This window comes from Bacillus sp. SH5-2, assembly GCF_008368905.1.
GTDB classification, from domain to species: Bacteria; Bacillota; Bacilli; order Bacillales; family Bacillaceae_G; genus Bacillus_A; species Bacillus_A luti.
Map to the genome: position 1 here is coordinate 158,665 of NZ_QOSD01000002.1, position 24,116 is coordinate 182,780.

The window sequence follows — 24,116 nt, forward strand, 5'->3', positions numbered from 1 at the left end:
ATACCATGTACTATTTACCCGACTTTAACTAAAAAACAGACTAACACATAAGTGTAGTCTGTTTCTCCATTCCTTTATTTTTGTACATCCGCCCACTTCAAACTTGTTGCTGGACCGAATTGATGTACGTATAAATCTTTCACGTAAGGTTTTTGCAAGTAAGATAAACCGCGCTGGAATACCGGTGCAATTACTGCATCATCTAATAGCATTTTTTCGGCATCTTGCAGTGCTTTCCAGCGTGCTTTTTCATCATTACCTAATTCTGTTTTAATCTTTTTAATTAACGCATCATATTCTGGATTTGCATATCCTGTATTATTCACACTGCTTCCAGAAAGGAATACTTCTAAATAAGTCATTGGATCTGGATAATCAGGTAACCAACGTGATAATGACATTTCATATTCTTTCTTCTTCTCAAGTGCTAGTTTTTGAGTATGCGGCTGCAATTTCACATTTACTTTTAAGCCTGGTAAGTTTTTCTCAAGCTGCTCTTTAATGTACTCTCCTACTTTTTTAAAGTTTTCTAGGTCATAGTTTAATAGTTCTAACGTCACTTCATTCGTGCCTGTCTCTTGTTTTGCTTTTTCCCAATATTCCTTAGCCAGCTTTACGTCTGTCTTATTAAACTCACCTGCTGTACTTCTAAAATCTTTCTTATCTGGCCCTTTTAAAAATCCTTTTGGCACGTAGTAGTTTGCAGCTATCGAGCCATCGTTTAAAAATGAAGTTGCGAGGCCTTTCTTATCAAACACTGTACTCAGCGCAAGACGTGCATTTTTATTTTTAAGAATCGGTACATTTTCATTGAAACGGAAGAAGTACATAACCGGATCTGTATATTGTTTTAGTTCTTTATTCGTTTTATATTTATCTACAAATTCTGTTGAAATGACCGCTCTATCAACTTTATCTGTTTCATATAAATTTACCGCAGTTGAAATTTCTTTTACAATTTGATAGTTGACTTCATCTAATTTCACTTCTTTGTTATCCCAATACTTATCATTTTTCTTCATCGTAAAACTAGCTTCATGCTTCCACTCTGATAATGTAAATGGTCCATTATATATCGTTTTATTTGCTTCTAATCCGTATTTATCGCCTTGCTCTTTCGCATACTTTTCATTAATTGGATAGAAGGATGGTAAAATGAGTAGTTTCGTAAAATACGGTACAGGGTGTTCTAACTCTACAACGAATGTTTTATCATCCTTTGCTTTTACCCCTAATTCATCTAGCCCTAGCTGTTTTTTGTTTATTTTCTCTGCATTTTTCACATCGTACGCAATATATGCATATTGAGAAGCAGTGTCTGGGTTAATCAGTTGCTTCCAAGCGTATACATAATCATGAGCAGTTACTGGATCTCCATTAGACCATTTTGCGTCACGTAAGTGGAACGTATATGTCTTTCCATCTTTACTCACTTCATATTTTTGCGCTCCTGCCTGGATCACTTCATCATTTTTCGACAAACGGAATAGCCCTTCCATTACGTTATTTAATACGTTAAATGAGACCGCATCTGTTACTTTACCTGAATTTAATGATGGAATTTCACCCGTTTCTAGTAGCTGTAATACTTTCTTCTCATCTTTCGGTTTTGTAGCTGTTTTTTCTTTTGCACAGCCGACTAAAAATGAAGAAACTAATAGAGTACTAACTAATGAGTAGCGAACAACTTTTTTCATTTGAAAACCCCCTCTATGTTTTAAGGTAAGTAACGACGTGCACCAGCAAATTCTTCTATATATCCTGGTGTATTTAGCGGTATAATTTCTACCGATCTTTCAGCTTTTGGAGAGTGAATCATATTTCCATCACCAATATACATTCCAACGTGATGAACACTACCTTTCCCTTGATTATGAGCAAAGAAAATTAAGTCTCCCTTTTGCAAGTTTTCTTTATTAACTGCAACTCCAGCTTTTGATTGCGGTCCAGAATCTCGTGGAATTGTAATACCATGCGATTTATAAATCGTATGTGTAAATCCAGAGCAATCAAATCCAAAGCCACTTGTACCAGCCCATATATACGGTAATCCTAAAAACATTTTTCCAGTGTTTATTAAATCATCTGCCGTCGGAGCCGGAATATCATTTTGAGAACGATAAACCGTTCCATCATTTTTCCGTAGCCACGCCTTCTGACCATTTGGCAACAATACGCGATATGAAATCGCATCTTCACTAAGTAGCGGCAAACGCGTATTATAGCTAACCTCAAGTGATTTATGTTTTTCAGAAGGGTTAATATATAAAATAGCTGTCGGTTTTGTTACTAATACGAAAGGTTCATTTTTTTTATCTGCAAATTCTTGATTATACGTTAATTGTTTTTCAGGTATCCATCCCGGATAACCTTCTTCGTTTCGTGGTGTTGGCTGACCATGGACTAACACTTTCACCCAGTCATCTCTTTTATCAATAACAGTTACTTCTTGACCAAGTAGTGCTTGCGTTTCTAATTTATTAGCACTTGTTAACCATAGTTTCTCATCAAGCGTCATTGATTTCGTCCACTTCCACAAATCAACTGGATTTGTTGCGCTTGGTGTATCAATTGGTCGTAAAGAATCAGGCGCAGTCCAAAGAGTTGCTGCAGATACATCTATAAATGCTTTACGATCCTTCTTTTCTTCAGCATTTACCGATGTAAACGATGAAAACATAAATAAAGTTGTTAAAAATACAGTTCCTACTTTTTTCATATATATCCCCCTTAAAAGATAGTTAATTTTTCACTTCTTCTAAGATTAAATATTCACTGTAGAATGGAGGTTTACCTTTGAACCAAAATATGACATTCCTTCAGGATCTTCCATTAACCACAGTGGTGCATCAAGGTCAAAGTAATGAATATTAGGATGAGCTGCCGCTAAATGGGCAACAGCGCTAACAGAAAGCGAAGATTCCATCATACTGCCCACCATACACTTCACACCAGCTACTTCTGCGATATCTGCAATACGCCACGCTTCACGTATGCCACCACATTTCATTAATTTAATGTTGATTAAGTCTGCATATCTTCCTTGAACGAGTTTTAATGCATCACGTGCTGAAAATATACTTTCATCAGCCATAATTGGCGTTTGTACATTTTCTTTTACGTACTTTAACCCATCCCAATCTTTCGCGTGTACTGGTTGTTCAATAAATTCAATATTTAAATTACGATTTTCCATCTCTTTAATGATAGACACCGCTTCTTTTGGACTCCATCCTTGATTCGCGTCTAAACGTAACGTCGTATTTTTTGGTACCACATTTCGAATTGCCTCAATGCGCTCTAAATCTAAATGCGCCTCTTTCCCCACTTTAATCTTTAATGTTTGAAATCCTTTTTCTATATGTTTCTTCGCTTCTTTTGCCATAAATAAGGGTTCATCCACACTCACTGTAATATCTGTATGAATCTCTTTCTTCCCGCCTAATAATGCATATAATGGTACATTTTGATATTGGCAATATACATCGTATAAAGCGATATCTACTGCTGCTTTCGCACTCGAATTTCCAATGCAACTCATTTGAATGCGCTGTAATAATTGTTGAAATTGAATCATATCTTGGCCAATTAAACACGAACGGATCGGTCCTACAATCGCCTCCTCTATCCCGTTTGCAAAGTCACCCGTAATAACTGGTGTCGCAGTTGCCGCACCTTTGCCGATAATTCCTTTATCTGTATGAACAAACACATCGATACTTTCAATTTCTGTTACTGTACGAAGTGCTGTTTTAAAAGGAGTATGAAGCTTTACTTGCCGGCGCTTTACTTTTATATTAGTAATTTTCATATCGTTCATCCTTTCGTTGTCCAATAAAGTGAAACATTAAGCTAAACAAATTGGGCCTTTATGGACAGTTAATTTCTTATCTATCGTTTACTTTTACTGTAATTGAGCTACTGACCATTAATGTGGAATAAAAAAATCCAGCCATAAGAAGGATTCTTACGGCTGGATTTTGTCTATGAATGTGTAGACAAAGCAGCGATCTGATTATATTTTTTCTGCGCATCTTTTAGCGCCACAAGCAGAGCCTTTTGAGATGAACCGAAATAACGATTATTTATTTCTATTAATAAATCTGGGTCGTTAATGTTTTTATGTAAAAATAAATATTTAACGAACTGAGATGTTAATACAATTGTTGCTGAGCAATCTGCATCAACAATTTTCCCTGTATCCTTTTCAATTACAAATGCTACAAAATAGCTTTTAAACTTCTCTGTAATCGGATTGTTTTGAGGAGATTTTGCATCCCCTACAATATAAATCGTATTTGAAGCGTACACAGCTATCTTCCTTTCTTAAACGAGGATAACGGTTTTTTTAACAGACGTATGAGCGGTAAACTCAACGTTGATTAAAAAATGTATCCGCTTACGAATATTATATAAAATTATCAGAATTTTAACAACATTTATCTTTACATATATTCCATAATTAAGGAGATTCATTTATATAACTGAAGAAAGGGGTTAACACTTTACCTTAAAATATGTCATGCTTCATTGTACCATGACAAGATTTTACTTCTTCTTTTCCACACTTCGTACACAAATAAGAAACAGTTAGCTATCGCTAACTGTTTCTTTACTTTGGTAATACAAACACTGTTTCGTTCGACTTAGAAAATTGATATTCTTTTCTCGCAAACTTCAAGATTTCTTCTTCATTATCCGTTAAATTCTCGATATTAGTCTTTAAAGACGATTGATCCTTCTTTAATGAAACTAATTGCTTCTTTTGATTCGTAATCGTATCCTTTTTATTCATTATTATCTCTTGTTGCTTCGTTAAAATATATTGAACGTACAAAGTAGTTGCCGCAATAAAAAGAGCCATTAAAATAAGCCGCCTTAACTTCTTTTTGTTTATAGTACGATTGTGACTAGGCTGTGATTGTTGCTCTGGTATATTAGGAACATTTACTCGTTTGAGTTTCCTCATTCAAATCCCCCTAACCCATATTTTTCACTACCATCGGCACGTTTTCTTACTTAACTAAATTCTATTCTTATAAAATAAGCTCCTTCACAAAAATATCTCATAAATTAACCAATTAAAGATAGCATTCGACGACATCTCCATATTTCCATCGATTTTTTTTATGTATGCTGCAATAAAATAGTAGTTTATGTTATTCTTTTTCTACTATTGTAGAAGAGTTTTCTTACTTAGCACAGGCTCTCCTCAGCATAAGGATTAACATATAAGTCTATATCAAAATCAGCTTTAATTCTGTTGGCGAAATCAATCACAGAAAGATCTAAATGAAATGCTGGTGTATGGCCATCGTTCATTTTAATTACAATTGTGAACCTACATTCTAATCCAAATTCTCTTTTTAGTTCATTTATAATGGCTGACTTATCTTTTATTTGTACAATTACTTGCTCCATCATTTCCCCTACATCAAGTGATTCCTGATATCCTGTACCTAGCTCCCATGATGTATAGCTTCTTGTTCGACTTTCGATATCACTTTCATTTACTTTACTAATTATGTCTCCTTTGCTAAAACTTTTTGTTGGGCTTACTTTCAATCGTTCTGAAACAACCTCTAATGGAAATTTATCTCCGTACAGATTAAAGTAAATCATGACTTGAGTCTCATCCAATACTCTCACACCTTTATTAAAATAATAATATCATATAATTATTCTATTTAAATATAAACTAAAGTTTAACCTATAACTACTGCGCTTTTAATTGTACTTCTATTATCAATGATGCATTCTTTCTCCATTTAAAAAGTTTACATAATAATATTATTTTTATTATTTGTTATTCCAATAAAAAAACAATCCGCTTGTTAACGGATTGTTTTTTTACATTTCATTTTTGTGATTATTTAAATACTATCGTTTTTTTATCACAACTATACTGTATTTACAAAAATGAAATACACTTATATTTTGAAAACCGTAGCAGTTTATACTAATCAAACAACAGTTATTTATTTGTTTTTTCAATTGAAAACTAAAATGAAATTTAGCCTTTCGTTTGAAAAAAACTATGTACTAAGTCTTTGAAATCAAACTAATCTATAACAATTCTGCCTTCTTCCCTTACCTGTTTCCTTTAACACATATGACTTTAAAACAAGTGCGGTTAACGAATCAGTTAATGTTTTATAAGATAAATTAGATAACGCCAACAGATCATTCGTATATAACATTCTATGTTTCTCTAATAATAATAGTACTAATCGTTCAGACGGTTTTAATCTCTCATCACTTTCTAGTATGAAATCTATATTTTTCATTTCTCTAATTATTACTCCTTATATAAAAAAATACGTTAAATGATTATTTAATGTAAAAATAATACATAACAAGATTTGAATTATATTAAAATAACATCGTCTTTAAACACTATTATACTATAACATAAAAAAGCATTTCCCAAAATAGGAAATGCTTACTTAGTATACCATGCGTTACACAATATCAATTGCGACATGCGGTTTACTATAGTGACTCGTACCACCGCCACCTACTATTACTTTTCCACCTTTATCAAATACTAATAATTTTCTCGTACCATCAGAAAGTAATACAATTACTTCTGCACCATTGCTTGTAGCTATATAATTTACATAACCACTTTTTGAAATACAAGTTGTCCAATTCTCATCGAATTCTGATCTTAAAACTCTATTTGAATAAACTTGATTTTCGACTCTTCCTGGCTGTGCATTTTCCAAGTTTATTTCCCTACTTTCTTATATTAAATTTTCATGTAAAATAACGATTATTTTACAATAATCACCTTTAATATAAGTATTTTATGAAATTTTCAGAAGAATGCTTGGACGATGAATACATACATTCAATAAACTTTATAATTTAAATTTCTCTTTAATCATTTTTGCTACTTCTCTAGCAGTTAAATGAGTGTTATTAATTTTTATATATTCTTCACGTTTAATTTCACCATAAAGTGAATTCAACCTATGTTTTTCCAATGTCTCTTTTAAATTTTTTTCCGACCACTCAATGTCTCTTTTTTTCGGTTTATGCTCTAATCTATGTGGACTTTTATTACGTTCCAACCTTTCATCTAAGTCTGCTTCTAGCTCTACAAAATATACTGTGCCACCTTTTGATTCAAAAATGCTTACTATATGATTTATATATTCCCAGTCAGATTGTAGGTCAAATGCCCAAACATATGTAAATATCATTCCATATAAGTTACTTTTAGACACTTCTTCAAATAGTTCATTACGAAACAAACTCACTAATCTTTTTGCTTCCTTAGTGCTGTAATCAAAAAATGGACTAACGAAATCAATTGTCATATGATTATGAAACAGCTTCAAATCAGTTACTTTTTCTAATTCATGTCCAACCGTCATTTTCCCAACTGCTTGCGGGCCAAATATTATTATGAACTTCATATTTTTTCCTCCGAACCACATAAGATTGAAAATAAGGCAGTCACTTTTGTATCAACTTTAAAATTATCCATAAGAAATGGAATAATGACTCGTCCAACATCTAACGTTTCTTCGAGAATTTTAAAAAACCTTCTTGGTAATACTCATTTCCATAGAATGTAATCACATTGTATAATATTCCCTTAAAAATAAACATGTGGAATTCTCTAAAGGAGGATATAATGAATTCGTTACTTGGATTTCTTTTTCTTCTTATCGTTTTTAATACACTAATTTTCTTTGTTGCAAAGAAATATAAGCAAACATGGAAAATAGCTAGTTGTATTTTCATTCTTGCTTCTCCCCTTGTTTTCTTCACCACTTTGCACATAATTGGTGAAAAAGTAGGAGACGGCTTTGCTGGAGGGATGGCTGGACTTACCTTTGGAGGACTTTTAATCGTAAATGCAATAGTTTTATTTGTTATAAGTTTCTTTGTTTCTACCAATAGAAATTCATAATAAATCACCACATTTATAAACAGTATCATTTCAAAAAACAAAGAACTTACTATCGTAAGCTCTTTGTCTTTAACCATTTATTTCACAATCGGTAATGTCACTTCACTTAATTTTACTGTTAGTTTCGTTCCAGCCTTTGGTCTAATTGTATAATCGTAGTCACTTGCGATTAAAACAACTCCTATTTGATGCCCAGCTTTAAATACATAATCATCCGGTTGCATGTCCCATGTAAATGTATAATCTTTACCTGGTTGAAGTGCTGTTGAATTTTTTATACTATTTAAGTTTTGTGGGTCCATCCAACCTCTCGTAACGATTTCAGGCTTCACTCCTCCGTAATCAACAAGTAATGCCGTTAAATTAGATACAGGGCGATCAATATTTCCTTTAAATGAAATCTTCGGTGTACCGCTAATACGCATATCTTTTTGCAGCACAGGCATTGTGTACACTAATCGATTTGCTACCTCTAGCTCCGGTTTTTCTACTAATTGATTTGACTTTATTTTTGCATCATCAACGAATGAGAAAACTTTATTAATAGATCCCATACCTAATGGTAAATTAACTGCTTTATTACTTAAATACATACGAATTTTTGACGGCACAGCTGCTGGATCTGGCCAATTTTTCAACTTTTCCCATGTTTTATTTTCTCGTTGTACATCAACCATTGGTTCATCCATAATTCCATTTTCAATTCCGTACAACCAATAATCTAACCATTTATTTTGTGTTTTTTGCCAGTCATTACTTGACGTACCACCATGTCCACCTTGATGTAACCACATTTTACGAGGTACATCATTTTCTCCAAGCGCATCCCACCATTGCGCGAACTGCTTCGTTTTTACGTTCCAATCATTTAAACCATGAACGACGAATACGCTTGCTTTTATATTTTTAGCATCTTTGACATAGTTTCGTTTATCCCAAAAATCATTATAATCACCAGTTTTCCGGTCCTGTCCAGCAGTGAGATCTTTAATTATCGGACCACAAACTTCTGGATTCTTTCTTGTTAGCACTGCTTCTGCCATATTATCTGTATCTTCCCCTTGATATCCACCTGGAGCAATGACTGCACCATTTGCGCGATAATAATCATACCAACTACTAATCGCTGCAATTGGAATAATCGTTTTTAATCCTTCCACTCCAGTCGTTGCAACAGCATTTGGTAATGTACCATTGTAAGAAACCCCTGTCATACCTACATTTCCTGTAGACCAATCAGCCTTAACTTCCTCACCATTTTCTGTGTATGCCTTTGCACGTCCATTCACCCAATCAATGACAGACTTCGTCCCAAGTATTTCTTGTTCATCTCCAGTTGTAGGACATCCATCTGATTTACCAGTCCCAATACTTTCCCCTAAAATAACTGCATAACCTCTTGGCACGTAATAATTTCCGTATGAACCAAGATTAACCGCCCCATACGGCTTTCCTTCATATGCATACAATTCTTCATCTACATTGTAAACCGGAACATCTTTTAACCCTGACCGATATGGGCTCATTTCATAGATAACAGGAACCTTTACATTCGGTTCAGTCTTTGGACGCATTACCTTTATTGATACGCGGTCCTTTTTACCATCGCGATCACTATCGACTTCTGTCTCTACAAATAAATTTTCAATAATTGCTTCATCAAGAGAATAAATTGGTTTTGTCATCCCATTTTCCAATTCAATTTTCGTACTGCTTGTCTCTTCTTTCTTCTCTGCATGCACATCCGTTGTCAAGTTAGGTATAAAAGTTGCAGATAGCATTGCTGAAAGTGTAATTGCTATTTTCTTTTTACTCAAAATGTTCCCTCCCCTTAATTGCTCTCTTTTACTATATAACAAAATAACTGAAAATTCAGTTTTAATTTTATATAAAAGTTGAGAAATTTATGATTATTAATCTATAATCGGGAATTTCTAAAACTGAAAAAAGACTAATATTTCATTAGCCTTTTTTCATATTCACATAAAATTGTATCTCTTCATGTACAATAGAAACTCCATAATCAAAACTATGTCTCTCTAAAATACTTTTTACTATCGCTAGTCCTAATCCTGTACCTGATTTTTCTTTACTTCGCGAAGACTCTAAAACGTAAAAAGGTTCCCAAATTTTATCAATATCTTTCATTTGTTCAGCATCAATACCGTTTTGAATACTAAAATATACACCGTCTATTCTCTCTTCTAAATTAATTTTTATATTTTGATTTGTTGTATATTTGATTGCATTAGAAATAAAGTTTTGAAACACCATTCCCATTTTATTCACATCCGCATAAATAACCGAATCACCCACATTGTATTTCACTCGTAACTTAATTTCTTTCGACTCCAATTCAATCTTATACTTATCTATTATACTTTGGACTAGTGGTTCAATAGGGAATTCTTCTTTTTGTAAACTATCTCTTTCTAATTTGGAAAATCGTAATAGTTCTTCAATTAAGTTTGATATTTGATCTGTTTGTTTAATAATGATATTTAAGTATGTACCATCATCTAAACCGTCTTTTATTCCGATAGAGTATGCTTTTACTAATGCGATTGGTGTTTTTAATTCATGGGTAACATCACCCATGAATCGTTTTAAATGTTCATTCCGATCTGTTAAATCTTGATGTGCCTCATGTAACTTATCGCTCATAATATTGATACTATTGGCTAAGTCGCCTATTTCATCATTCGTTTTCACTTTCGTTCGTTTAAACTTCAAACGTGAAATATCTTGAGCTACATCACTTAGCTCTTTCAGTGGAGTCGTTATTATTTTGGAAAGTATCCACACAAGTAAAATAATAAGTAGGAGTGAGAAACAAAAAATGTATAAATAAAATGTATTTAACGTTTTTATAATTTCGTTAGAATGTGCAATAGAAGTTCCCATTAAAATTAACGAATCATCTTTCGCAATATATTTAGCAAAAAAGCTGGCTTTTAACTTCTCTTGATCATACAGTTTATTCGATTGCCCTTCCATTTTCACTTTCAGTACTTCGTCTTTCGTAATCCAAAGTTTATTTAACGTTACTTTCTTTTTCGTAAGTTGCATGCGTAGCGCTTCATTCATATCATCTTCGGATTGATTGATTGGTGTATATGCAATTGTAACGTTATTTTCACTTTCGATTGTATGAATAACTTCTTCAAAATCTTTAACTGATGCATTTTGTATTTGCGTCGTAAATTCATCCAAGTTCTCACGTGTTTTGTAAATATGATATTTCGGTAAGAGATAGTTGATTAATAATAATGAGATTGTAAAAATTAGAATGACCGTTAAAGAAATGCTGAGAAATAGCTTTTTTCCGAGTTTATTCACTTTGTTCCTCCAAACTATATCCGAGCCCGCGATGCGTCTTTATAACATTCTCCCCTATTTTCTTACGCAATCTTCTTACATGCGTATCAACAGTTCTCTCTTCCCCAAAATAGTCAAATCCCCACACGATATCTAACAGCTTTTTACGAGTTAAAATCATTCCTTTATGTTGCAAAAAACACTTTATTAACTGAAGTTCTGTTTTTGTAATTTCTAACTCTATATCATTTTTAAACACTTTATTTTTCGCAAAATTGATCTTAACATCTTGCACTTGAATTACATCATCATGCTGTACAAGCTTTTTTGCACGTGTAAGTAATACCCCGGGATGAAACGGCTTTTTCACATATTCATCAGCCCCACTTTGAAGCGCAGCTAATTCGTCTTCACTTTCACTTTTCGCCGTAAGCATTAACACTTTTACACTTGAATTCTTTTTTATTTCCTGACAGACTGCAATACCGCTCTGTTTCGGCATCATCCAATCTAATATAGCTAAATCTACTCTTTCATCATAAAAAGTTTGAAGTGCTTCTTCCCCGTCTTTCGCTAACAAAACCTCAAAGCCTTCTTTTTCAAAATAAGCTTTTAAAATTTTTAACATATCTTGTTCATCATCTGCGATTAATACTTTCATGCTTATTCCTCCATTACTTTTAAACAAAAAACCAATTGTATCATACAACTTCTTTGTTACATGAATGTGACAGAAAAATATTTATAGCATCTGAGGGCATAGTAATGATGAGGTGTTGTATTATGTTAAAAAAAATCGGGGTTATTACTTTTCTGCTTTTCTTATTATCAACAAATGCTTTTGCAAATATAAATAAACAAATTGAAGTGTTTGATTGTCAAAAAGAAATGGTCGTTCAAAAACAATCTTTAGATCCAGCGATTGAAAAAGAGGCAGTCCAATATGCTAAAGCAATCACTGGCCCATTTAAAAACTTAAACGTTGTTCCGAAAGATGGCCATATGATAAAAATACCTTTATCTAAACCAGTTTCCATCACAAATCAATGGTTGCATTCAACGATTGATGAAGTACTTATTTTACTTCCTCTTAATGAAAAACCTTATATTATGCTTTACGATGATGAAAATAATCCTCATTTTTATTATGTGAAAGGTAATCCGAAGGTTCTATTGAAACAGATGAAAGTTAAAATGTAATTGATTACAGAAAAGTTACCTCATCAACTAAAATTTAGTTGATGAGGTTCTTTTTTGTACTATTAAATTGGTATACGAAATTATACAAACATTATTTTTACTATTAGACTTCAAAAAATGATAGCTACTTCTATACGCAATTAAACCGTTATCTTTAAGTTTGAAATCCCTCTAAAACTCTCCCTATTTTTAAGTTCCAATCCTTATATAATCATTTAATTGTCCACACTGATTTGTTGGACAAGCGTCAACTCCCCCACTGAGATAAAACGTTTCAGTGGGGGCTTGAGTTTGAATGCTAGGTCTTTTCGTCTATCACTAGACAGTTTGACGCTCTAGCATTCATGCCACCTTATGGTAACACCCCAAGTATGTTTTTGGTTGGTACTGGCAACGAACGATTGTTTTCCCACTTGCACCACCCTTTCGAAAAAGAGCAATTCTTCCTTATGGAAGAAGCCACCACTCAGATGAATCCGGCGTGTGCTACAAGCCCCGACAAGTCGCGTACACATGGATGGTTGACGCACCCACTAAGCTATGCGCAAAGCAACAGCCTTACGTTTTTGCACTTCTAATAGAATCGGCGTTTTTACCTTGAGATTGTCATCTAATTCTACAACTTTTGATTTTTCCAATGTATTCAGCGCACCATTAATATCAGCATGGATACATGTTCCTGCTTTACTTTGGTACAGACCACGCGTGATTCGTTTGCCACTAAAGCGATACTGCGTCCTATCATCCTTAGACCAAACTGGCACCGGATCTTTATCAAGAAAACTAGCTTTTGAAGTATAGCTTTCTTCTTGTTTCAAAAAACGGATGCCTTCTTTTACACATTTATTCTCAATTGCTGCCATCAATTTCTGAAATGGGATTTGAACAAATGTTTGATTATTCTTTTTCCCCATATGAGATTTTTGTTTCCAACCAGCGTTATACCCTACGACAATCGTATCTATATCGAATTCTTTCACTTTTTTGAACAACAAGCCTACCGTTTGTGAAATGTAACCATTTATTTGTCGTTCTCGTTTATGCCAAAGTGCAGCGATTTTTTTCGTTACAATTCGTTTAGAAAGCCCATTTTCCACATTTTTCTGTTGCAGATTACGTATCGTTTTGTTGAAGTATTGGTTAATGGATTTTAATTTTTTTCCATCAATTAAGAACGTATCACCTGTATTCGTTGCGCAACTTACTAATCTATCCACACCTAAATCGCAACTCAAAGCGTTACTAGTAGTCGTGGATTGTTTCTTCATTTGAGAAACGTGCATTTCATATGTGTAATGCACCTCAAAGAACCGACCTTTTTGTTTCGGTACAATCTCAATATAGGAGATTTTTTTATTTCTCAAGTTTTTCGGCATACGTATTTGAATGGAACCGAATTTTTTCCTGAATGCAACACTCATTGGAATCATCCAATACCCATTATCATCCATTTTTGGCACTTGATAGATTTCAATAATTCGTTTGTCAGTGGAACGAGAATAATTTGGAAACTTCGGACGACCTGTGAACTTCTCAGGATTTTTCTTCCACTGTTCCAACGCTTTAAAAAAGCTCTTCACTTCTGTAAATAAGGTTCTAAGAATCGCTTGAACAGAGTTTGATTGAATACCCCAGTAGTTCATATCTGCTTGCATAGCAGTGTCCACTTCTTTTACAGTAGCCATCCTGTTATTGTTCAAATAACTTTGTTTCATCGTGTACAATCCAACATTTCGCAACGCTTTTGAACTATGTGACATACGCTTAAGTAAACGAAATTCTTTAGCTGTGAGACAAGCTCGTCCGATATTCTGTTTCTGCGTGAATCGTTGCATAGTTTCTCTTTTCTTTTGTTTCCGTAATACTTTCACTGCTTTCTTTCTAGCCATTGTTTTCACCACCTTTCTCAAAGAGTTCATTACAATTTTTTCTTTCCTAAGATCGTGTTTTTTCTTAGGAAAGAAATATTTTTGTAATTGTTAATTACTTTTGACAAATCAATATTTGGAACGGAACAAAATGTGAACATTGTTTCGTCTACCTACTGACGGCAATTCATCTCCACTTGAATTTTTGGGCTTCACCCGTAACACAAATCAGATGGAGTCTTCTTGCCGAAAAGGATAAAATAAATTAAATCTACTATAAAGGAGCAACAAATATGAAACACCATCGTATACTTACATGCAAACTCATCTCATTTGATGGGACAACACTGACTGGTGTCATTAAAAATGGTATTACGCTGACTGCGACTGTAATATCCAAAACAATTTATCATGCGACGAACCTCAATCACTATATCCCTACTGATCCAATCCTCCCGCTAATCGCATCCTATAATAAAGCTGTTAGATCAGGTAAAAGCACTATTATTTTGAATGCCGTAACGCGGGAGCAAATGTACAAGTTCGTTTGGAACCGTATAGCACTATCATAACTTCCTTTCGCCCTATATCCTCAATAATATAGATTGGATGGCTTTACTACTGAACATAGAAGCAGCATCGATGGAAACTATTCTAATCCCCCTCATAAATCATCGGTACCTGGATTGGTTCCTAATCTCATTTTCACAATATAAATTAACAACTAAAATAGCTGTCCAAAACTTTTCTTTGGACAGCTACTCCTGTAATAATTTATAATGACTAGAGCCTTTATACATGTTCCCTCTTACAAATCCATTTGCCATATAGAACGCATTACCCTGTTTTGTATCTGTATGCAAAACAACAGTTTGAAAGTATTTTTCCGCATGACTTAATAGCCGATTTAATAATAAGTTCCCTAATCCTGTACGCCGATAGTCCTTTGAAATATAAAATCTCCTTAACCGGCTAATCTTATTATCTTCTGTGTACGGATCTTGATTTAAGCCTCCAATTCCAATTAACATTCCCTCTTGAAAAACACCGTATAAACATTCACCAGTTTTATTAAATTTATTTATCTCATTTTTATATTCACTTATTAGTTTTAATAGGAAATTAAATCCTTCGTCTTTGCTTTCTTGAACAAGATAGTCGTATTCGTATATCATTAAATCTTCAATTTGTTGAATATATATATCTTTCAGGTAAATTCCTCCTTACTATGAAAATACATAAAAATGCTCTAGAATCATTTATTCTGAGCATTTTTACAATTGTTACCTTATTCAATTCGTAATATGCGTATTCTTCACTTCAGACAATAGTCCCTTCAATTCCATCAAATCATCTATGACTATATCCGCATAAGCAAGTTCCTCTTCTTGCGCAAAATCAAAATTGCATCCAATTGCGATTAAACCGTTATCTTTCGCTGCATTTATATCAGATAATCGGTCACCTACTACTGCTGCCTCTTTTATATCATATTTGTTCAAAATACTTTTAACTAAGTCGCTTTTATTAAGTGAGTTTATTTGTTCAATACTAAATGTTTCAGTAATCCATTGATCTAAAGCATAATACGATACAATCGCTCGTAAATATTCAGTTAAACCATTACTAGCAATATAAATTGAACAATTATTTTCTTTTATATATGTAAAAACTTCTTTTACGTTCGGATATAAAGCACCTTTTCCGCTCTTAATGTTTTCAATTAATCTTTCTAAAAAATATGCATCTGTTTGTTCTCTTACTTCCATTGTATGATTCGGTAATAAAGCTTCCCAAACTTTCGGTAACGGCACACCCATGATTTCACGGTATTTTTCAATTGGGGTTACTGTATCCCATAATTTTAGTGATCTTAAGTGATCAAAAGTATCATCTAACGATAATTCTAAAATTTTATCTGTTTGAAATAACGTTCCGTCCATATCAAAAATTAATGCTTGTAACATGTCATTCTCTCCTCTTGAACTATAAGTTTTACTCGATATATTTTTCAGCATCTCAACGATAATTTCTGAACAATAATTTGCGGCAGTTTTCGCGAAGTCATCATAAGAAATTTGAGCTTCATCGTCTGCACTGTCAGAAATACATCGTATAACGAGAAATGGTACTTCATTTATGTAAGCAACATGTCCAATTGCTGCACCTTCCATTTCTGTACAATGCGGCGCATATTCGTCTATTAATTTCGCTTTTAGTTTTGAATCTTCAACAAAACATTCACCGCTTACGATTCTTCCTTCATGAACCCTAATATGTAAACTACTACTATTGCATGCAATACGTGCTAACTCCATTAATTCCTTATTTGCGATAAATTCTTCTTGAAATGGGAATAAGTTTTTCATTTGAGTCTTACTTACATCATGATGAGTTACGTTAGTTGAAATAACTACATCTCCAACTTTTACATCTGGATGTAGCCCGCCAGCAACACCCGTATTGATGATAGCATCTACATCAAATTTATGAATTAATGTTTGCGTACATGCGGCTGCATTAACTTTCCCTACACCACATCTTGTAACAATTATTTCTGTTCCCATGAATTCACCAATGTAAAAAGGCATTCCTGCAATTGTTTGTTCTTCTTGTATAACTAGTTTTTCTAAAAGTAAGTCTATTTCAATTTGCATTGCTCCGATAATTCCTATTCTGTTCATGTATGTTGTCCCCTTTGTCACTCTAAATAAGCCGTAAATATTCATCAATATCTTTAGAAATTTGTCTAAAAGCTTTATCCCAAAATTCATAGCTCGTTATATCTATTTCAAAATGTTTTTTCATAAGTTCTTCCACTGGAGCTTTTCCTGTTTCTCGTAAAAACTCTTTATATTTCAAGTGAAAAGTACTTTTATTTTCTTTAGCTATTTCTATTAAACTAAAACTAACTAAATATCCAAATGTGTATGGATAATTATAAAAAGGAACATCTGCTATATAAAACTGAACATATTTCATCCAAACAAACGGCTGATATTCTGATAATGCATTCCCGTATGCTTTTTCTTGCGCTGCTATAGATAATTTCTCGATTTGATCAGCACTTAAAAGACTTTCTTTACATTTTTCATAAAAATCCTTCTCAAATTCGAACGATGCTCGAATTGCCATTACATAATTAAAACAGTTTCTTATTTTCCAGCTAAGCAATGACTTTTTCATATCAATACACTTAGTTGTTTCAATTAAATAGTTTATGAGTACAGTTTCAAAGAAAATAGACGCCGATTCAGCTGTACTCATTGGCAAATAATCATCTAAAAATGAACTAGACTGTTCAAAACTCATATTATAAAAATGCCAAGCGTGACCTAGTTCGTGAGCAAGCACTCTTACACTATCAATACTTCCATCATAACGCATTGAAATTCGCGATTCTTTCTCACTGAAAAAAGGAGCGCAAAATCCACCTGGGGGTTTATTCTCTCTCGGTTCCGCATCTACCCAACCACTCTGTATTGCACCAAGTGTAAATTCTGCTAATTCTTCATCTATATTTTTTAATGCATCATATATGTTTTGTACTGCTACCGAAAATGGGATCACGTTCTCATTATTTTCTTTTAACGTCATGAGTTCATGCCATGTAATTGAAGCTTTACCCTTCTTATACACATTTAAAGCACTAACTAATTTATCTAGATTTTCTTCTGTCGCATTCCATATTTGTAATAATACAGTTTCTGAAATACCATTCGCATGAAGGGACCCTGCTAAAATCTCTCTATCTTCTAATTCATTACTCTTTGTATTGCGCAATCTTCCTATTTGATTTAATACAGTAGCAAAAATTTCTTTTTCCTTATGTAAAGCACATGTTAATGACTCGAATACTTCTAGTCTTTCCTTTTCATTATCACTATTCACTGCAATATGATTTGCTTGTCCAAATGATAATTGCTTATTATTGTGCTCTATTTCTATCCTATTCCTTAATTGTATATACATATTTTCCCACGCATTAAGTTCACCTTTTATTAGCCTAGTATTATCGGTAATTTCCACTTCACTTTGTAGTATTACTTGCTACACTTCACTTTTTAATTCCTTTACTTTCACAGTCAATCTAGTAATATCCGATACAACACTTTCCTCAGCCGATCGACAGTACAAATAGTATTCTGCTTTTTCAATAGCTTGTATAAGTTTTGAAAGGTTTTCTACATCTTTTGTCACCATATATTGTTCTTTTAACTCCAATATTGGAAATATAATGTCTCCACACGTATATAATCGATCTAAATCCCATCTAGCAATTTCATGCATTTTATAGCCGCCTCCTATTTTTACAAATAGTTACAGATTTTTCTCCCTACACAATTATATATGAAATAACTAAATTTTAACATCTTGAAATATTTAGATTTTTACAAACAAAAAACTTCAACACATAAAAAAGATGATTCTGTTCACGACAGAATCATCTTTTTAACAGCTTATATTTAGCATTTTCATACTAATTTCATAAAAAATTAATTTATATATTTAGTAACTGCTTTTTCTTCGCATTAAATTCATCTTCTGTAATAACGCCCATATCTAATAATTCCTTAAATTTTTTCAGCTCATCTGCTACTGAAATAGTGGCATTACCTTGAAGAAAAAAAAGATTGATCAAAAGATCAATCCTTTACTCTAATTCACTTAAGAAAAATAACGTTATAACGCCAGGTCCTGTATGTGCTCCGATTGCTGCACCAATCGTATTTACGATAAATACTTCACAGCCAAATCTTTCTGTAATTAATGCTTTTAATGCTTCAGCTGTTTCTAAGTCATCGCCATGAGTCATACCAATTGTTTGACCTTTAAGATCTTTTCCACGTTCTTCCATAATATCTACAATTCGGCCAAGTACTTTCTTTTTCCCTCTTACCTTTTCAAGTGGTACAAGTTTTCCTTCTTCCACGTTTAAGATTGGCTTAATGTTTAGTAAACCACCGATAAATCCTGCGACTTTACTTAAACGTCCACCTCTCACTAAGTACTGTAAATCAGCTACAGTGAAGATATGTTCCATATGGTTCATTAGAAAATCAACACGCTTTAAAATATCTTCTTTTGATGCACCGTTTTTCGCCATTTTAGCAGCTTCTAATACGACAAGCCCTTGACCAAGTGAAGCACATTTCGTATCGATAATTTCTAAATCTAAGTTAGCGTATGTTTCTTTGACTTCCTCTTTAATGAGAACTGATGATTGATATGTACCAGAAAGTTCAGATGAAAAAGCTAAATATATACAAGGATTACCTTCTTTTGCATAAGAAACAAATTTTTCTTGAAAAGTTTCAAGTGAAGGCAATGACGTTCTATAAACAGCGCCTTCTCTCATTTTTTGCAATAATGTAACTGACTCTAATGTTACTCCATCTAAATACTCTGTTTCTGCTTCATCATACACACGGAGTGGAATTAAATCAATATCATATGCTTGCAGCAATTCTACCGGTAAATCCGCCGCACTATCCGTAATGATTTTAACACCCATTTTTAAACCTCTATTCTGTTATAAATATAAAATAATAAAATAAAAATAGTACTTTTAAATTATATACGTAAAACTTAAATGAAGAAAGGAAAACACTTTATATTGTATGCACTATTCTTCAAAACTTGAACTGTTAATAAAAATCATGCCATTTTAACCACTTTTTCCTGAAATTATATTATGTATAATGAAAATAGTAAAAGTTTTCTGAAGGAGGATGTATATGAGTATTCAACTGGCTACATATAATGATTTAGAATGGATTAATAATCAATATGAATCGATAGGGTTTGTACGAAGTGATTTAAAGCGGGATACAGTTGTGATCATTACATACAACAATGAGTACGCAGGTGTTGGACGACTAGTCCAAATAGATGAAGATACTATTGAAATGGGTGGGATTTTTGTTCTTCCTAAATTTAGAGGGCTACAATTAGCTGGGGAACTTGTTTCATTTTTACTGCAAACTGCGAAAAAATTACAAGTTCAAAATGTATATTGTCTTCCTTTTGAGGAACTAGAAAACTTTTATAAGAAATATGGCTATACTGAGGGTGATACTACGAAAGAAGTTGTCCATCCGATTATTCTAAAAAAATATAATTGGTGTTTAAAACATTATGATAAACATGTATTACTGTTTAAATTGTAAGTTTTCTATAATGGGGGTGGATACACTTTTTGTTACACCTCATGTTTTAACAAAGATTTATCCATTTCATCTATTAAAGGAATTGGTTTTTTAAAGCGATCCATCAGTTGTATTTCATATCTTTCCCAAACGCTTATCAGCAAGCTCATTTACAAACTTGCTAGCATTACTTTTAAGTTTCTCTAATACATTTTCCTGAAGAAATTTTTAACTAATTGATGTAGAGATGATTAATTATCTAATCCGCACCCAAACTTCCTGTTCTTGTAATAATTGCACAGTTAATTCCAATACAAGGTTTTGTATTAACTGATACACATTATCATGCGGTGTACTTCGTTCCGATATAAATTCAATACATTGAAAAACATAACCCTCTACGAGTAAGCTCCCTTTTTCAATTTTAGATGGATTATTTCCTTTCCTTATTATTTTTGGTAATAAAAATTCTTTTTTTGTTAAAATAATTTCCTGTGACACCTCTTTTATTTCTATAACTTTTTCTTTAAATACCACTTTTTCTCGTAAATTAATTTCACCTTTATACTTCCCTATTTCTATTGGTAATTTCGCAGGTATATAATTATTTACTCCTCCTTCATCTTCCTTATCTAAAATTATTCCGTGTATAGGGATCCACGAAGATGTTCCTACCCAATTCTCTTCCATATTACTTTTTATTTTTTCATTAGAAAGTTCTAAAAGCACTCTCTTTTCATAAAGGTTTGAAGAAACTAAATTACAATTAACTTCTCCATGATAATGTTGCACTGTAGTTAATAACTTAGTATCCAATTCACGACCCCTTTCATCTTTTTGATTCCGGAATACAAATACTTCTTGATTTTTCACATTCATATTAGGGAATTTTATAAAACTAGTCACATCTGAAATAATAGAAAATGGGGTTTTTACTACTATTGAACGTACTAAGGTCTCTATTTTTGACTCTGAATCTTGACGTTTTTTCTTCGACTCTGTTTCTTTACTCTTTTTCTCGGATTTATCTGCTTCTTCTTTTTTTAACTTTGTTTCTTTGTTTTCTTTCTCTGATCCAATTGTTTCTTCTTCTTTTTCCGACTCTGTTTCTTTACTTTTTTTCTCTAATTCAATTACTTCTTCTTCTTTTTTTGATTCTGTTTCTTTATTTTCTTTCTCTAATTCAATCGCCTTATCTCCCTTTTTTGATTCTGTTTCTTTATTTTCTTTCTCTAATTCAATTACTTCTTCTTTTTTTGATTCTGTTTCTTTACTTTCTTTCTTTAATTCAATTGCTTTATCTTCTTTCTCTGATTCTGTTTCTTCAATTTTTTCCTTTTTTCTTATTTCGCGTGAATCATCTTGAGCATTCAGCTTTTTCCCTTTATAAACTTTGTTCCATATTTCCTGACCAACCCATGGATTTTTCATCACCATCCCCCCGTCTAATGAAATTCATAAAAATATGTTTTTTGTACGCGACCATTTCATCATTATATATGTTTTATAATAATAAAAAAGACATTGTCTTTTTATCAAAGACAATGCTTTTTTTAGTTTTATACTTGTACTTGTTGTACTTGTAAAACTTTTAAAGTAAGATCTAGTACAATTTTTTCACGAAGAGTATCAAATGGTTCGTTTAGGTCTGTTGGACAAGGTGAAAAGTCTAATTCAAAAAATTGAGCGCTGACTAATTCGCAATACGGTTGTTCATTATAAAAAACTGTATTTTCGAAGAAGTATTTGTCTAAACGTGGTAGATCACCATTTTTAGGATTAATAAAGTGAGAAGTAGTATCTGAGGAAGCAGCCACTATAGCTAGTGATAGAAAATCACCAGCTGTTAAATCAGCAAAACCAGAAAATGGAACATTAGCAATGCGGTCATATAGCACTCCATTACACTCGTCATTTGCATATTCAATATTTTTACGAATATATCCTTGTACAAATAACTTTGCTCTTGTAACTCGGCGGTAAGGTGTTCCTGGTACTGGTTCGAATGCTACAGGAACTAACTTACATTGTGTTAAAAATGCATTTTTTAAGATACGTTTAATTTCAACCGCTGGAGGATCTAATGAAATATCAGATTCTACAACAATTTGAATTGTTCTTTCTGCTAATACAACCGGTATTTTTACAATTGGTGCTCCCGGAGTAGTAATTGGCGTTGCAGGTGCATCACTTAATGGTGTTTGGGTTTGTCCTACTACCTGACATGGTACATTAATTGGACATTGTTCACTCATATTTTATAATCTCCTTTATAAAAAATTTAGAGTTTTTCAACTCTCTATACTGTATATGTACTTTTTCTATTAATGCGTGGGTTTGTATCATAGTCACTTTTATCATTTACAAAATAAGAGATTCATTTCTTCTAGATAGTTAAAAACACATACATTAATATACGTAGCCTATACTGATATCTACCTATATAAAATAGAATTTCACGACTTTTTTATGATAGAGCTAATTGGTGTTCCAAAATTAATTTTTCAAGACTCTTTTATTCTATCTAACAAAGGATACATTTAATAAGGACCATTTACCAACTTAATACTATCCACAAAACAGAACATCACGACTATTGTCCCCTTTTATAAAAAAAACAAAAACCGGCTAAAAAAGCCGGTTTTTGTACTCAATAGATTATAAAATCTCCTTATTATTGAACTAATTATTTTATTCTCTAATATTTCCATAGGAGTTTTTAACAATGGTATCGAAACATTCTAGTCATTTGTCTTTCCCTTTTTAAATTCTTTATTTTGTACAATTCTTACAATCTCTGCTCATTCATCTATTATCCACAAAATAAGTATCATACGCCTTATCAAAAACATACCCTAGCTTTTCTGCTAGTTTTGCAGATGTAGTATTCGCTGCATCCCAGTTTGGATATATCTCTTTTTCTAAACAGTCTAAGATTAGCGCTGCACTAACTATAGTCGCCAATCCTTTTCTTCTATGATTGTGATCGGTTGCAACCTCTATTTCAATCCCATTATCATAAATGCTATACGATGATGCACCGCATACAACTTCTCCTTTATACAAAATACAATACCCTATACCTCGGTTTATATAATCTTCAACTGATTGAAATTGACTTGTAAAATCTTCAGAGACTTTATGTAATGTAGGGTTATTTACGATATCTTCATCTATTCTTCTTAACTCATATCCTTTTGGAAGCACTGATATAAAAGATTGTAATTTTGAACGATTAAAAACTTCTGCATTAAGTTTGAATTTATAGCGTAAAAACTTATCTATTTTTCTTCCGTAAAATGTTTCTAAACGCTTTTTCCACTCTTCACTATTTACGATTACTAACATTCTATCAGGAATGTTACGTACTAATTCTTCTGTTTCTTTCGCATTTGAATTCCCAGCATAAAATGTGAAAATCCCTATCGTAACTTGCGCTACTGTTGGATTTTCAAGATTATTTACCCAAGCGGTACCCATATGTCCTTGTAAATAAGAAAGTAAAACAATGTTATTGAAATCTTCGAACATAGTAACTAATTTTTCTCTTGTATGTATATTCGCTTCATATATCATTTACATTCCTGCTTTCTTTAGAATCAATGTACTTCTACTCTTTTCTACATATAAGCAAACGTCTACTACACTCCATATAAT

At 32.7% G+C, this 24,116-nt stretch carries 23 protein-coding genes and 1 pseudogene; 3 read left to right on the forward strand and 21 right to left on the reverse strand.

Annotated elements, in window-relative coordinates:
• Positions 1-74: 74 nt before the first annotated feature.
• From DN410_RS02585 to DN410_RS02630, 9 genes are all read right to left on the reverse strand, one after another.
• Positions 75-1,697 (reverse strand): peptide ABC transporter substrate-binding protein, encoded by a 1,623-nt coding sequence (locus DN410_RS02585; RefSeq protein ID WP_149175203.1) that lies wholly within the window; start codon positions 1,695-1,697, stop codon positions 75-77.
• 20 nt (positions 1,698-1,717) lie between these two features.
• Complete coding sequence (locus DN410_RS02590; protein ID WP_149175204.1) at positions 1,718-2,719, reverse strand: C40 family peptidase; 1,002 nt, start codon at positions 2,717-2,719, stop codon at positions 1,718-1,720.
• Between the two features lie 45 nt (positions 2,720-2,764).
• Positions 2,765-3,820, reverse strand: coding sequence for a dipeptide epimerase (locus DN410_RS02595; protein WP_149175205.1), 1,056 nt, complete (start codon positions 3,818-3,820; stop codon positions 2,765-2,767).
• A gap of 164 nt (positions 3,821-3,984) precedes the next feature.
• On the reverse strand, positions 3,985-4,311 hold the full coding sequence (locus DN410_RS02600; protein ID WP_149175206.1) for a DUF3870 domain-containing protein: 327 nt from the start codon (positions 4,309-4,311) through the stop codon (positions 3,985-3,987).
• Positions 4,312-4,612: 301 nt separating this feature from the next.
• Positions 4,613-4,969 (reverse strand): FtsB family cell division protein, encoded by a 357-nt coding sequence (locus DN410_RS02610; RefSeq protein ID WP_001228735.1) that lies wholly within the window; start codon positions 4,967-4,969, stop codon positions 4,613-4,615.
• Positions 4,970-5,196: 227 nt separating this feature from the next.
• Complete coding sequence (locus DN410_RS02615; RefSeq protein WP_149175207.1) at positions 5,197-5,640, reverse strand: DUF4279 domain-containing protein; 444 nt, start codon at positions 5,638-5,640, stop codon at positions 5,197-5,199.
• 416 nt (positions 5,641-6,056) lie between these two features.
• On the reverse strand, positions 6,057-6,287 hold the full coding sequence (locus tag DN410_RS02620; protein ID WP_000789034.1) for a hypothetical protein: 231 nt from the start codon (positions 6,285-6,287) through the stop codon (positions 6,057-6,059).
• 174 nt (positions 6,288-6,461) lie between these two features.
• Positions 6,462-6,728 (reverse strand): hypothetical protein, encoded by a 267-nt coding sequence (locus DN410_RS02625; protein ID WP_149175208.1) that lies wholly within the window; start codon positions 6,726-6,728, stop codon positions 6,462-6,464.
• Positions 6,729-6,863: 135 nt separating this feature from the next.
• Positions 6,864-7,424, reverse strand: a complete 561-nt coding sequence (locus DN410_RS02630) for an AAA family ATPase (protein ID WP_149175209.1) — start codon at positions 7,422-7,424, stop codon at positions 6,864-6,866.
• 221 nt (positions 7,425-7,645) lie between these two features.
• Between DN410_RS02630 and DN410_RS02635 the strand changes: the two genes are divergently transcribed.
• The gene (locus DN410_RS02635; protein WP_149175210.1) at positions 7,646-7,924 is read left to right on the forward strand and encodes a hypothetical protein; all 279 of its coding nucleotides are present in this window, start codon (positions 7,646-7,648) and stop codon (positions 7,922-7,924) included.
• Positions 7,925-8,001: 77 nt separating this feature from the next.
• On the opposite strand, the gene DN410_RS02640 is transcribed toward DN410_RS02635, so the two are convergent.
• The 3 genes from DN410_RS02640 to DN410_RS02650 form a co-directional block, all read right to left on the reverse strand.
• A complete protein-coding gene (locus DN410_RS02640; RefSeq protein WP_149175211.1) occupies positions 8,002-9,741 on the reverse strand; it encodes a Xaa-Pro dipeptidyl-peptidase in 1,740 nt (579 codons plus the stop codon).
• Between the two features lie 145 nt (positions 9,742-9,886).
• Positions 9,887-11,263: a HAMP domain-containing sensor histidine kinase gene (locus DN410_RS02645; protein WP_149175212.1), complete on the reverse strand. Its 1,377-nt coding sequence runs from the start codon at positions 11,261-11,263 to the stop codon at positions 9,887-9,889.
• A complete protein-coding gene (locus DN410_RS02650) occupies positions 11,256-11,903 on the reverse strand; it encodes a response regulator transcription factor (protein WP_149175213.1) in 648 nt (215 codons plus the stop codon). The genes DN410_RS02645 and DN410_RS02650 overlap by 8 nt, the downstream gene beginning before the upstream one ends.
• A 122-nt stretch (positions 11,904-12,025) precedes the next feature.
• Between DN410_RS02650 and DN410_RS02655 the strand changes: the two genes are divergently transcribed.
• The gene (locus tag DN410_RS02655) at positions 12,026-12,442 is read left to right on the forward strand and encodes a hypothetical protein (protein WP_149175214.1); all 417 of its coding nucleotides are present in this window, start codon (positions 12,026-12,028) and stop codon (positions 12,440-12,442) included.
• Positions 12,443-12,975: 533 nt separating this feature from the next.
• On the opposite strand, the gene DN410_RS02665 is transcribed toward DN410_RS02655, so the two are convergent.
• The 6 genes and pseudogenes from DN410_RS02665 to DN410_RS02695 all read right to left on the reverse strand — a co-directional run bounded on the left by DN410_RS02665 (position 12,976) and on the right by DN410_RS02695 (position 19,825).
• Positions 12,976-14,331, reverse strand: a complete 1,356-nt coding sequence (locus DN410_RS02665) for an RNA-guided endonuclease TnpB family protein (RefSeq protein WP_149175215.1) — start codon at positions 14,329-14,331, stop codon at positions 12,976-12,978.
• Between the two features lie 737 nt (positions 14,332-15,068).
• Entirely contained in the window at positions 15,069-15,521 is a 453-nt protein-coding gene (locus DN410_RS02675) for a GNAT family N-acetyltransferase (RefSeq protein WP_149175216.1), read from the reverse strand.
• An 81-nt stretch (positions 15,522-15,602) separates the two neighbouring features.
• Positions 15,603-16,994: a 5'-methylthioadenosine/adenosylhomocysteine nucleosidase gene (locus DN410_RS02680; protein WP_149175217.1), complete on the reverse strand. Its 1,392-nt coding sequence runs from the start codon at positions 16,992-16,994 to the stop codon at positions 15,603-15,605.
• Positions 16,995-17,016: 22 nt separating this feature from the next.
• A pseudogene (locus tag DN410_RS02685) lies at positions 17,017-18,600 on the reverse strand (M3 family metallopeptidase).
• Positions 18,601-18,811: 211 nt separating this feature from the next.
• On the reverse strand, positions 18,812-18,952 hold the full coding sequence (locus tag DN410_RS02690; protein ID WP_149175218.1) for an SHOCT domain-containing protein: 141 nt from the start codon (positions 18,950-18,952) through the stop codon (positions 18,812-18,814).
• A gap of 12 nt (positions 18,953-18,964) precedes the next feature.
• The gene (locus DN410_RS02695) at positions 18,965-19,825 is read right to left on the reverse strand and encodes a DegV family protein (protein WP_149175219.1); all 861 of its coding nucleotides are present in this window, start codon (positions 19,823-19,825) and stop codon (positions 18,965-18,967) included.
• Between the two features lie 223 nt (positions 19,826-20,048).
• On the opposite strand from DN410_RS02695, the gene DN410_RS02700 reads away from it, so the two are divergent.
• Positions 20,049-20,480 (forward strand): GNAT family N-acetyltransferase, encoded by a 432-nt coding sequence (locus tag DN410_RS02700; protein WP_149175220.1) that lies wholly within the window; start codon positions 20,049-20,051, stop codon positions 20,478-20,480.
• A 234-nt stretch (positions 20,481-20,714) separates the two neighbouring features.
• On the opposite strand, the gene DN410_RS02710 is transcribed toward DN410_RS02700, so the two are convergent.
• The 3 genes from DN410_RS02710 to DN410_RS02725 form a co-directional block, all read right to left on the reverse strand.
• Positions 20,715-21,890: a BC_2427 family protein gene (locus DN410_RS02710; protein ID WP_149175222.1), complete on the reverse strand. Its 1,176-nt coding sequence runs from the start codon at positions 21,888-21,890 to the stop codon at positions 20,715-20,717.
• A 128-nt stretch (positions 21,891-22,018) separates the two neighbouring features.
• Complete coding sequence (locus DN410_RS02720; protein WP_001294998.1) at positions 22,019-22,714, reverse strand: CsxC family protein; 696 nt, start codon at positions 22,712-22,714, stop codon at positions 22,019-22,021.
• Positions 22,715-23,264: 550 nt separating this feature from the next.
• Positions 23,265-24,035, reverse strand: coding sequence for a GNAT family N-acetyltransferase (locus DN410_RS02725; RefSeq protein ID WP_149175224.1), 771 nt, complete (start codon positions 24,033-24,035; stop codon positions 23,265-23,267).
• Between the last annotated feature and the right edge of the window lie 81 nt (positions 24,036-24,116).

Excerpts from the sequence above, each read along its gene's own strand:
- DN410_RS02585 (WP_149175203.1), bottom strand. The coding sequence starts at position 1,697 with ATGAAAAAAGTTGTTCGCTACTCATTAGTTAGTACTCTATTAGTTTCT.
- DN410_RS02590 (WP_149175204.1), bottom strand. The coding sequence starts at position 2,719 with ATGAAAAAAGTAGGAACTGTATTTTTAACAACTTTATTTATGTTTTCA.
- DN410_RS02595 (WP_149175205.1), bottom strand. The coding sequence starts at position 3,820 with ATGAACGATATGAAAATTACTAATATAAAAGTAAAGCGCCGGCAAGTA.
- DN410_RS02610 (WP_001228735.1), bottom strand. The coding sequence starts at position 4,969 with ATGAGGAAACTCAAACGAGTAAATGTTCCTAATATACCAGAGCAACAA.
- DN410_RS02620 (WP_000789034.1), bottom strand. The coding sequence starts at position 6,287 with ATGAAAAATATAGATTTCATACTAGAAAGTGATGAGAGATTAAAACCG.
- DN410_RS02630 (WP_149175209.1), bottom strand. The coding sequence starts at position 7,424 with ATGAAGTTCATAATAATATTTGGCCCGCAAGCAGTTGGGAAAATGACG.
- DN410_RS02635 (WP_149175210.1), top strand. The coding sequence starts at position 7,646 with ATGAATTCGTTACTTGGATTTCTTTTTCTTCTTATCGTTTTTAATACA.
- DN410_RS02650 (WP_149175213.1), bottom strand. The coding sequence starts at position 11,903 with ATGAAAGTATTAATCGCAGATGATGAACAAGATATGTTAAAAATTTTA.
- DN410_RS02655 (WP_149175214.1), top strand. The coding sequence starts at position 12,026 with ATGTTAAAAAAAATCGGGGTTATTACTTTTCTGCTTTTCTTATTATCA.
- DN410_RS02665 (WP_149175215.1), bottom strand. The coding sequence starts at position 14,331 with ATGGCTAGAAAGAAAGCAGTGAAAGTATTACGGAAACAAAAGAAAAGA.
- DN410_RS02680 (WP_149175217.1), bottom strand. The coding sequence starts at position 16,994 with ATGAACAGAATAGGAATTATCGGAGCAATGCAAATTGAAATAGACTTA.
- DN410_RS02695 (WP_149175219.1), bottom strand. The coding sequence starts at position 19,825 with ATGGGTGTTAAAATCATTACGGATAGTGCGGCGGATTTACCGGTAGAA.
- DN410_RS02700 (WP_149175220.1), top strand. The coding sequence starts at position 20,049 with ATGAGTATTCAACTGGCTACATATAATGATTTAGAATGGATTAATAAT.
- DN410_RS02710 (WP_149175222.1), bottom strand. The coding sequence starts at position 21,890 with ATGAAAAATCCATGGGTTGGTCAGGAAATATGGAACAAAGTTTATAAA.
- DN410_RS02720 (WP_001294998.1), bottom strand. The coding sequence starts at position 22,714 with ATGAGTGAACAATGTCCAATTAATGTACCATGTCAGGTAGTAGGACAA.
- DN410_RS02725 (WP_149175224.1), bottom strand. The coding sequence starts at position 24,035 with ATGATATATGAAGCGAATATACATACAAGAGAAAAATTAGTTACTATG.